The sequence below is a fragment of the Haloferax sp. s1 genome (genome assembly GCF_058382125.1).
In genome coordinates this window covers 1-8,809 of the sequence record NZ_JBZRPK010000593.1, presented here as the reverse complement: position 1 = coordinate 8,809, position 8,809 = coordinate 1, and the positions used below count along the sequence as shown (strand labels likewise).

At 62.6% G+C, this 8,809-nt stretch carries 11 protein-coding genes and 1 pseudogene; 9 read left to right on the top strand and 3 right to left on the bottom strand.

Features of this window, described 5'->3' with window-relative positions; genetic code table 11:
• The first annotated feature begins 179 nt into the window (after positions 1 to 179).
• Positions 180 to 2,549, top strand: coding sequence for a DUF2298 domain-containing protein (locus tag QT222_RS11790; RefSeq protein WP_491477284.1), 2,370 nt, complete (start codon positions 180 to 182; stop codon positions 2,547 to 2,549).
• On the opposite strand, the gene QT222_RS11785 is transcribed toward QT222_RS11790, so the two are convergent.
• Positions 2,546 to 2,809, bottom strand: coding sequence for an HAH_0734 family protein (locus QT222_RS11785; protein ID WP_491477283.1), 264 nt, complete (start codon positions 2,807 to 2,809; stop codon positions 2,546 to 2,548). The genes QT222_RS11790 and QT222_RS11785 overlap by 4 nt on opposite strands.
• A 201-nt stretch (positions 2,810 to 3,010) precedes the next feature.
• Between QT222_RS11785 and QT222_RS11780 the strand changes: the two genes are divergently transcribed.
• From QT222_RS11780 to QT222_RS11760, 5 genes are read left to right on the top strand one after another with little or no spacing between them, the layout of a single operon-like run.
• Positions 3,011 to 3,292 (top strand): 50S ribosomal protein L44e, encoded by a 282-nt coding sequence (locus QT222_RS11780; RefSeq protein ID WP_004057566.1) that lies wholly within the window; start codon positions 3,011 to 3,013, stop codon positions 3,290 to 3,292.
• A 3-nt stretch (positions 3,293 to 3,295) separates the two neighbouring features.
• Complete coding sequence (locus QT222_RS11775) at positions 3,296 to 3,490, top strand: 30S ribosomal protein S27e (RefSeq protein ID WP_004057567.1); 195 nt, start codon at positions 3,296 to 3,298, stop codon at positions 3,488 to 3,490.
• An 18-nt stretch (positions 3,491 to 3,508) separates the two neighbouring features.
• Entirely contained in the window at positions 3,509 to 4,309 is an 801-nt protein-coding gene (locus QT222_RS11770; protein WP_491477282.1) for a translation initiation factor IF-2 subunit alpha, read from the top strand.
• The gene (locus QT222_RS11765; protein ID WP_491477281.1) at positions 4,309 to 4,494 is read left to right on the top strand and encodes an RNA-protein complex protein Nop10; all 186 of its coding nucleotides are present in this window, start codon (positions 4,309 to 4,311) and stop codon (positions 4,492 to 4,494) included. Before QT222_RS11770 ends, QT222_RS11765 begins: the two co-directional genes overlap by 1 nt.
• Before the next feature lie 55 nt (positions 4,495 to 4,549).
• Positions 4,550 to 5,314 (top strand): proteasome assembly chaperone family protein, encoded by a 765-nt coding sequence (locus QT222_RS11760; RefSeq protein ID WP_491477280.1) that lies wholly within the window; start codon positions 4,550 to 4,552, stop codon positions 5,312 to 5,314.
• Between the two features lie 33 nt (positions 5,315 to 5,347).
• Here the strand turns inward: QT222_RS11760 and QT222_RS11755 are convergent, their stop codons facing one another.
• Complete coding sequence (locus QT222_RS11755; RefSeq protein WP_004057571.1) at positions 5,348 to 6,247, bottom strand: PhzF family phenazine biosynthesis protein; 900 nt, start codon at positions 6,245 to 6,247, stop codon at positions 5,348 to 5,350.
• Positions 6,248 to 6,356: 109 nt separating this feature from the next.
• Positions 6,357 to 6,527 (bottom strand): DUF7563 family protein, encoded by a 171-nt coding sequence (locus tag QT222_RS11750; RefSeq protein WP_004057572.1) that lies wholly within the window; start codon positions 6,525 to 6,527, stop codon positions 6,357 to 6,359.
• Positions 6,528 to 6,737: 210 nt separating this feature from the next.
• Between QT222_RS11750 and QT222_RS11745 the strand changes: the two genes are divergently transcribed.
• From QT222_RS11745 to QT222_RS11735, 3 genes and pseudogenes are all read left to right on the top strand, one after another.
• Positions 6,738 to 7,451 (top strand): phosphoribosyltransferase, encoded by a 714-nt coding sequence (locus QT222_RS11745; RefSeq protein WP_004057573.1) that lies wholly within the window; start codon positions 6,738 to 6,740, stop codon positions 7,449 to 7,451.
• A 124-nt stretch (positions 7,452 to 7,575) separates the two neighbouring features.
• Entirely contained in the window at positions 7,576 to 8,547 is a 972-nt protein-coding gene (locus QT222_RS11740; RefSeq protein ID WP_491477279.1) for an AEC family transporter, read from the top strand.
• 61 nt (positions 8,548 to 8,608) lie between these two features.
• Positions 8,609 to 8,809: pseudogene (locus QT222_RS11735) on the top strand (S-methyl-5'-thioadenosine phosphorylase); the annotation flags it as partial.

Here is an 8,809-nt window from a genome sequence, read left to right as displayed (position 1 = left end):
ACGAAGTCGGCGTGCATGGGGGGGTCTAGGCGGTGGGGAGGGGACCGGTAATGAGGGCCCCCCAACCGGGCGAGTTGAAACAGGCACGACAATCCTTGGCACGGGATAAAACGCAAACCGCTCTTGTGCGCCCCCGCCATCACAAAACGTATTGCATCCGGCGCGCCTTCAACTGACAGATGGAGTACGCCCTCGTGGTCCGTTGGCTGGTGCTGTTCGCGGCCCTCTGGGCGGTCGGTCTTCCCCTGTCGACCCGCCTATTCCGCCGCCTCCCCGGTCACGGTGCTGGACTTACACTCCCCGTATCGCTCGTCGTCTTGACCCTCCCCGTCTACTACGTCGGTCAGTTCACGTTCGGTCCTGCTGCACTCGCAGCCGGCGTCGGGACGTTCCTCGTCGCCTCGGCGCTCACGGGACTCGACCTGCCCGCACTCCGCCACGGCGAGGTGCAACTCGCCGCCGACCTCGATATCGACAGGCGGGCAGTCGCGGAAGCCGCCGCAGTGTTCCTCGTTGCCTTCCTGTTCGCCGTTGCGCTCCGCGCGCTCGACCCGGCGGTCCACGCCAGCGGCGGTGAGAAGTTCCTCGACTTCGGACTCCTCCAGTCGCTCGCCCGCGCGTCGGTGCTGCCGCCCGAAGACATGTGGTTCGCCGGCGAACCCGTCCGCTACTACTACGGCGGCCACCTCGTCTCGATACTCCTCGCGTGGCTCACCGGGACGGAACCCGAATTCGCTTACAACCTCGCACTCGCTGGGTTCTTCGGCTTCCTCGTCACCGCGGCGTTCGAACTCGGTCGCGGCCTCTCCCGTGCAGCCGGCTCTCACGGCAAATTCGGTGGCCTCCTCGCGGCGTTCTTCGTCGGCTTCGCCAGCAACCTCGTTACGGCGGTTCGGTTCGCCCCGCTCGCACTTCCCGACAGCATGCAGCGCCCCATCGCACAGGCAATCGCCGAGCGCTCGCAGTACAGCGTTTCAGAGGTTCTCTCCGGCGCATCGCAGTTCTCCTACTGGGACGCGAGCCGCGTGGTTCCGGGAACCATCAACGAGTTCCCACTGTTCGCGTGGCTCAACGGCGACCTGCACGCGCACATGATGGGAACCCCGTTTTTGCTCCTCGCCGCCGGTCTCACCTTCGCGTACTTCCGAACGCCCGAAGACGCAGTCGGTGAGCGCCGTCTTCTCGTCGGCGTGACGACCCTCGTCGGTGCGCTTCAGGTCGTCGTGGATACGTGGAGTTTCCCGTCGGTGTTCGGCGTCCTCTTCCTCGGTCTCGTCTTTGCGCCCGCGCGCCCGTCGACGCTCCTTCTCAGCCGCGACCGACTTCGAGCCCTCGTTGGAGACAACGCAGTCGCGAGCGAAGTTGCCCGAATCCTCGGAACAGTTCTCGTCGTCGGTCTCGCCGGCGGTGCCGCCGTCGCCCTCGCAAGTCCGTTCCTCCTCGGGGCTGTCGCAGGTGGCGGAAGTGAGCGAACAATCGAGATTCTCACACCGACCCAGCGCAGTGGGTTCGGCTCGCTCCTGCTCGTCCACGGTACGTTCATCACCGCGTTCGTGCTCCACTACGCTCGGCGACTCGGTTCACAGCAAGAAAACGACCCCAGCCGAGCACAGATACTCGCGGTCCTCGGTGGTCTCGTCACACTAACGGTTGTTGCCGCCGTTCACTCGTTCGCCGCGCTCGCACTCGTCGTCCCGCTCGTACTCGTCGGGTGGATACTGCTCAGACTCAGCGACGACCCGCGATTCGAGACGGTTCTCGTCGTTGCGGGTGCGGGTCTCGTAACTCTCGTCGAACTCATCTTCGTGAACGAACAGGCCGGTCCCGGTCGCATGAATACGGTGTTCAAGACGTACATGCAGGTGTGGGTACTCTGGGGAAGTGCCACGGGAGCCATCTTGGCAAGGTTCGCCGGCGACGCGGTGCAGGCGAGCGACCTGTCGCTTCCGAAGGTCGACTTCCGCATCCCCGCTGGAGCGATTCGAGTCGTCGGTGTCGTGGTCGTCGTCCTTCTCGTCGCCTCCACGTCGGTCTACGGAGGACTCGCTATCGGCAAACACACCAACTCTCCGCGACAGGACACGACCCTCGACGCGACGGCGTTTGCGGAGTGGCGGCATCCGAACGAGTCAGCCGCGATAACGTGGCTCGACGAATCCGTCGATGGGAATCCGACGATGCTCGCGGCACCGGGGACGACGTGGTCTGCGACGGTGAACGATAAACGAGAGGGAGTCATGTACGGCTGGCGCGGCAACCCCGAATCGAGTCTCACGGGCGTGCCGACAGTCGCCGGGTGGGCACACGAAGTCGGCTACCGCGGTCCAGAGGCCTACTACGACCGTGTACGCGACGTAGACCAGATGTACGTCGGCAACGAATCGACGCGAAAAGAACTCATCGCCGAATACGACGTGCAGTACGTGTGGGTCGGCCCCGGCGAGCGCGCCCGCTACGGGGAGATACATACGGACGTGGCGTGGCTGACGCCGGTCCACCGGTCAGGGTCGGTTGTCGTCTACGAGGTAGAAGAAGCGAGGCTTCGTTAGACTACTGCGTCGCTCGTCTGAACGACTTCGACAGCCTCGGCATCGACGCCCTCGGTTTCGAGCCAATGCGGGACGTACTCGCGTTTTTCGAACGCTTCGCGCTCGTCTTCGGCCCCGATAGTACACCACAGCTGGACGCGGTCCGGTCCGTGCCAATCGCCCTGCCGGTCGATGGAGAAGCAGATGTACTCCTCACCGTCGTACTCGATGACGGCGTCGCGCCGAATACCGGGGTCGCCGTGGATGATGAGCTTCTTCATGTGCCGGGATTGGCACAGTCACCGCTTAATCGCTTCGGCTTCGGCCGTGGAAGAGACACCGGGGCGAATCGAGAGCCGAGAACCATCGTCGGCTGCCCACACGTGACACAGTGGAGTCGGTAATACGGCGGGTTTGCACGTCGCGTCGAACCAAACGGGTTTTAACGGGCCCCACCAAAACCCACCACAAGGTCGATATCTATGCAGATGCCACGCCGTTTCAACACGTATTGCCCCAACTGTAAGGGACACCATGAGCACGAAGTGGAGAAGGTCCGGTCGGGACGTCCGACCGGTATGAAGTGGGACGCTCGCGCCCAGAAGCGCGGCAAGAGCACTATTGGTAACGCCGGTCGTTTCTCCAAGGTGCCCGGTGGCGACAAGCCCACGAAAAAGACGCACCTGAAGTACATCTGCTCGGACTGTGGCAAGGCCCACATGCGAGAGGGCTGGCGCGCAGGTCGCCTGGAGTTCCAGGAGTAAACAATGGCAGGAAACTTCTACAAGGTCGCATGCAGCGACTGTGAGAATGAACAGGTCGTCTTCGGAAAGGCCTCCTCGGACGTCAACTGCGCCGTCTGCGGGACGACTCTCGCCACCCCGACCGGCGGCAACGCCGAGTTCCACGGCGAGGTCGTCGAGACGGTCGAGCGACGTGAAAGCGACGAGCTTGAGGCGTAACTTCCTGGAGGACCCCTTATGAAGTACAGCGGATGGCCTGACCCCGGCGAACTCGTTGTCGGGAAGGTAGACGACATCGCGGACTTCGGCGTCTTCGTCGACCTCGAAGAGTACGAAGACAAGCGCGGGCTTTGCCACATCAGCGAGGTCGCAAGCGGGTGGATCAAGAACGTCCGCGACCACGTCCGCGAGGGACAGACAGTCGTCGCCAAAGTGCTCGAAGTCAACGAGAGTTCACAGCAGATCGACCTCTCGATTAAGGACGTTAACGAGCACCAACGCAAAGAGAAGATTCAGGAGTGGAAAAACGAGCAGAAGGCCGACAAGTGGATGGCGCTCGCATTCGGCGAGGACATCGCTGACGAGCAGTACGGTTCCATCGCGAACGCCCTGCTCGCCGAGTTCGAGTCGCTTTACGACGGCTTCGAACAGGCCGCAATCCACGGTGCCGAAGCGCTCGAAGACGTCGAACTGGATGACGACGAAATCGAAGCTATCGTCGACACCGCACGACAGAACGTTTCGGTGCCCTTCGTCAACGTCACCGGCTACGTCGACCTCCGCTCGCCTGCGGGCGACGGCGTCGACGACGTGAAAGAGGCACTGAAGGCCGCCGAAGGTGATGGCGAAGTTCCCGACGAAATCGAACTCGCAGTCACCTACGTCGGTGCTCCTGAGTACCGAGTCAAGGTACAAGCGCCCGACTACAAGACCGCCGAGACGGAACTCGAAGCGAGCGTCGCTCGCGCCCGAGACGTTATCGAAGCGGCAGGCGGGACCGCGGAGTACCACCGCGAACGCAGCGGCGACGAAGAGTAATGAAATCAGACATCCGGGTGTGCAGCGCGTGGCGCGACCGCCACCACCGCCCGGTGTACTCGCTTTCTGACTCTTGTCCGGAGTGCGGCGCACCCACCGAAAACAGCGCGCCCGCACCCTACAACCCGGACGACCCCTACGGCGAGTACCGCCGGGCGCGTAAGCGCCGGGCCGCAGACAAGTAGCCGTTCTGATTCGGCTACCGACGCTCTCTTTACCGGCGCGTTCGGCACTACGTGCATGGACGACATCGAAATCGAGGCTGTCGCAGAGGTTGACCTCTCCGACCCCGTGTTCATCGAAGGACTTCCGGGCGTCGGCAATGTCGGCAAGCTCGCCGTCGAGCACCTGATTGAGGAGTTCGAGGAAGCCACACTCGTCCGGCGCATCTACGCCGACGTGTTCCCGCCACAGGTGAGTATCGACGAGGGCGTCACCGAACTGACCCACGCCGCGGTCCACGCCGTCGAAACGCCCGGCGAGGGACCGGACCTGCTCTTGCTCACCGGTGACCATCAGGCGCAGTCCAACGAGGGACACTATCATCTCACGGACGCCTTCCTCGACGTGGCCGAGGAGTTCAACGTCGAACAAGTGTTCGCCCTCGGCGGCGTCCCCACGGGTGAACTCGTCGACGAGCCGTCGGTCCTCGGGGCCGTCGCCAACGAGACCCAACTGGACGAACTCGAAGACATTGGCGTCGAGTTCCGCGAAGGCGAACCTGCCGGCGGCATCGTCGGCGTCTCGGGGCTACTTCTCGGTCTCGGTGGCCGTCGCGGCCTCGATGCGACCTGTCTGATGGGCGAGACCAGCGGCTACCTCGTCGACCCACAGAGTGCACAGGTGGTCATCGAAGTCCTACAGGACCTCTTGGACTTCAGCGTCGACTTCGAAACGCTCGAAGAGCGCGCAGAGGAGATGAAGGAAGTCGCCGCGAAGATTCAAGAGATGCAACAACAACAACAGGGCATCGCGAGCGACGACGACCTGCGGTACATCGGGTAAACCGCACTGAAACCAGTGACTGGGACTGGGGTTTCAGGCTTCGATGATGTCGTCGTCTGCGAACTCCGGGACGACGAGTGTACCGTCGAGCGACTGCACCGCCCGTCCACCGACCTGAATTTCTGTGCCGACTTTGACGCGAATGACGCTCGGCCGGTCTACGAAGTGACCCTGCTCGAACCGTAGTTCATCGGGTACCGAGTCGAATGCGCCGACCTGCCGGAGATACGCCCCACAGGCACCGGCAGCGGTTCCAGTTGCGGGGTCCTCAGGGATACCGACGCCCGGCGCGAAACAGCGGGCGTGGAGCGTCGACTCACCGTCGATGGCGTCGAAGCTAAAGGCGTAGATGCCTGCCGCGTCGTGTTCTGCGGCGAGTTCGGCGATGGCGTCCTGGTCGGGGTCGGCCGAAGAGAGGTGTTCGAGGAAGTTGACGGGAACGACGAGGTACGGAAGGCCAGTCGATGCGAGTGCGGCCGGAAGGTCTGCACCAACATCGCGCAAAGCGGCATCGTCGATACCGAGGGCTGACGCGACTCGGCTGTAGTCGACATCGAGTCGCCGAACTGTCGGTGCCTCCTGCGTCATCCACACCTCTCCCAGTTCACCGATTTCGATGTCGAGCGTGCCGACGTTCGTTTCGAGCGAGTGGGTTCCGGGTTCGATGGCACGCTCGGCGGCGAGATGAGCGTGCGCAGCAATCGTCGCGTGCCCGCAGAGGTCGATTTCCTGTGTCGGCGTGAAATACCGGATTCGGCGGTCGGCGACGGACGACGAGCACACAAACGCCGTCTCGCTCGCGCCGAGTTCGGTCGCGATGGCGCGCATCTGTTCCGCGTCGAGTCCGTCGGCGTCGGGGACGACACCGGCCACGTTCCCGGACAACGGTTCGGTCGTGAAGGCGTCGACGAGGAGGGCGCGTCGGCTATCCATGGAAGTGCGCACTGCACGGCGATGTATCAAACCAGCGGGTCGGGAGTCGAGAGTGAAGTGAGAAGTCGGTGATTCCGATGCGTGTCTATCTTGTTGAGCGGAAGGCCGCTCACGCGCGAGTCCAACGGACGCGGCCGGTTGGTTCGGCAGCGCCGTCGCCCTGCATCACCTCTCGCATGTTCATACAGGCTGGACAACCAACGACCTCGTCCATCTCGTTACCGAAGACGCGGACGAAGTCACGGGACACGAACTCACCACAGTTACCACACGTGTGCATGCTTGGTCACCTACGGACATGCATACTCTTGCGCTCGATATAACTATGAGCCATGTTAGCATGGGTTAATACCTTCCTGAAATCAGAATTCAACGGTTAATTGGTCACTAACGCTGAATTTGGCGGCTTTGAAAAATGAACCGACGAGCGGGGCGAGTCGTACAGATTAAAGGGTGTCAGGCGCGGCAATACGGACGGTGAACGGAAGCTATGGGCGACCTCCCCGACGAGTTTAAGTGTACCATCACAAACTGGGAGTACATCTACGGGCTTTGCCGTGACGTCTCCGACGATGTCAAACAGTCCGAATTCGAACCCGACGTTATCGTCGCGCTGGCACGCGGCGGTTGGTTCGCGGGCCGCTGCATCTGCGACTTCCTCGGGCTTGACGACCTGACGAGCCTGAAGATGGAGCACTACGTCGGTACTGCCCAGAAATCGAACGAACCCGAAGTCCGCTACCCGATGCCGGAGGGGAGCGTCGAAGGTAAGGACGTACTCATCATCGACGACATCGCCGATACCGGCGGGTCCATCGAGCGCGCACACGAGTACGTGACCGACCGAAACGCGGGCGAAGTCCGCACGGCGACGCTGCAACTCCTCCAGACGAGTGAGTTTGAACCGGATTACGTCGGCGAGCGCCTCGAAGAGTGGGCCTGGGTCGTCTACCCGTGGAACTTCATCGAGGACATGATCGACCTCACCTCGGGTGTGATGGCGAAGGCCAACGACGACACTTTCGAGCTAGAGGACATCCGCCACTACCTCTCGGAGTTCCACGACGTAGACCGCATCGGGATGGAGATTGCGCAACCCGACCGCATGCCGGAAGTGATGGCAGAGATGGAACGACGCGACTACGTCGAATCCACCGGGGATGGGGCGTGGCGACTCCTCGAAAACGACGGCGTCGGTGCCTGAAAGCGCGACGAAGCCCGCACTCGACACCGAGCACGCATCGTCTTAGTTCTCTCTACGAGAGCGAATCGCTCGTTGATTCGCCGGAAACGAAACGTTAGTCAGCAATCCAACCATTGCCATCCGCATGTCGCTTCTGTCTATCTTCGTCACGGCACTCTTGCCCATTCTCGCCATCGGTGCGGTGGGATTTCTCCTGGGCCGTGTCCGCGATGTGGACCCGGAGCCACTCAACACGGTGACGGTGTACGTCCTCGCACCGGCGCTCGTGTTCTACAGCCTCGCGACAACCGAACTCGCGGGGTCGACGCTCGCGACTATCACCGGTGGCGTCGTCGTCTACCACGTCGTGATGATTCTCGTCGCCGCCGGGGTCGCCCGACTCCTCGGTATCTCTGAACCGCTGTTGGGCGCGCTCGTTCTCGTCGCCGCTTTTCCGAACTCCGGAAACTACGGTGTTCCCGTCAGTTCCTTCGCGTTCGGCGACACCGGGCGTTCGGCCGCCGTCGTCTACCTCGCGGTTCAGGGCGTTCTCATTTACACGTTGGGCGTCTATATCGCCGGACGAGGAGCAGCCAACGACGCCGCCGACCACTCCGGCTGGCTCGTCGGCATCAAGCGTATTCTCCGAATCCCGCTCATCTACGCAGTCGTCGTCGCGCTCGTCGTCCGCTGGCTGGGCGTCGTCCCGCCGACGGACCTCGCCGCGATGCAGACGCTCAAACTCGTCGGCGACTCCTCGATTCCGATGATGCTTCTCATTCTCGGCATCCAACTCGCCGGTTCCGACCTCGGGTCGACGCTCTCTGAAGTCGGTCTCGTCGCAGGACTCAAAATGGTCGTCGCACCCGCCATCGCGGTCGGTGTCGCACTCGTCGCCGGGTTCGGCGACCTCACTGTCGCGCGGACGTTCGTCCTCGAATCCGCGATGCCTGCAGCAGTGACACCGCTTATCCTCGTCGGCGAGTTCGGCAACACCAGCATGTCGAACGTCTCGGTCGCCGAGTTCGTCTCCGCGGCCGTCTTTGCGACGACGCTTCTCAGTGTTCCCGTCCTCACGGTGCTCATCTTCCTTCTCGACAGCGGCTTTGTCGTCTAGCTTCGGCGTCGACGAGTCGCGGATTCGCTACGACTTTGTGCGCGCTCTCCGACGTTCGAATATGAAAATCGGATTTATCGGTGGCAGTGGTATCTACGAGGCGCTCCCCCTCGAAAACACTCGCGAGGAACCCGTCGAGACGCCCTTCGGCGAACCATCGACGACACCTATCGTCGGCGAATTCGGCGACACCGGCCGCGAAGTCGTCTTCCTCCCGCGACACGGTCCCGACCACCAGCACTCGCCGACGACGCTCCCGTAC

Coding starts and splice junctions, on each gene's coding strand:
- QT222_RS11790 (WP_491477284.1), top strand. CDS start 180: ATGGAGTACGCCCTCGTGGTCCGTTGGCTGGTGCTGTTCGCGGCCCTC.
- QT222_RS11785 (WP_491477283.1), bottom strand. CDS start 2,809: ATGAAGAAGCTCATCATCCACGGCGACCCCGGTATTCGGCGCGACGCC.
- QT222_RS11780 (WP_004057566.1), top strand. CDS start 3,011: ATGCAGATGCCACGCCGTTTCAACACGTATTGCCCCAACTGTAAGGGA.
- QT222_RS11775 (WP_004057567.1), top strand. CDS start 3,296: ATGGCAGGAAACTTCTACAAGGTCGCATGCAGCGACTGTGAGAATGAA.
- QT222_RS11770 (WP_491477282.1), top strand. CDS start 3,509: ATGAAGTACAGCGGATGGCCTGACCCCGGCGAACTCGTTGTCGGGAAG.
- QT222_RS11765 (WP_491477281.1), top strand. CDS start 4,309: ATGAAATCAGACATCCGGGTGTGCAGCGCGTGGCGCGACCGCCACCAC.
- QT222_RS11760 (WP_491477280.1), top strand. CDS start 4,550: ATGGACGACATCGAAATCGAGGCTGTCGCAGAGGTTGACCTCTCCGAC.
- QT222_RS11755 (WP_004057571.1), bottom strand. CDS start 6,247: ATGGATAGCCGACGCGCCCTCCTCGTCGACGCCTTCACGACCGAACCG.
- QT222_RS11750 (WP_004057572.1), bottom strand. CDS start 6,527: ATGCACACGTGTGGTAACTGTGGTGAGTTCGTGTCCCGTGACTTCGTC.
- QT222_RS11745 (WP_004057573.1), top strand. CDS start 6,738: ATGGGCGACCTCCCCGACGAGTTTAAGTGTACCATCACAAACTGGGAG.
- QT222_RS11740 (WP_491477279.1), top strand. CDS start 7,576: ATGTCGCTTCTGTCTATCTTCGTCACGGCACTCTTGCCCATTCTCGCC.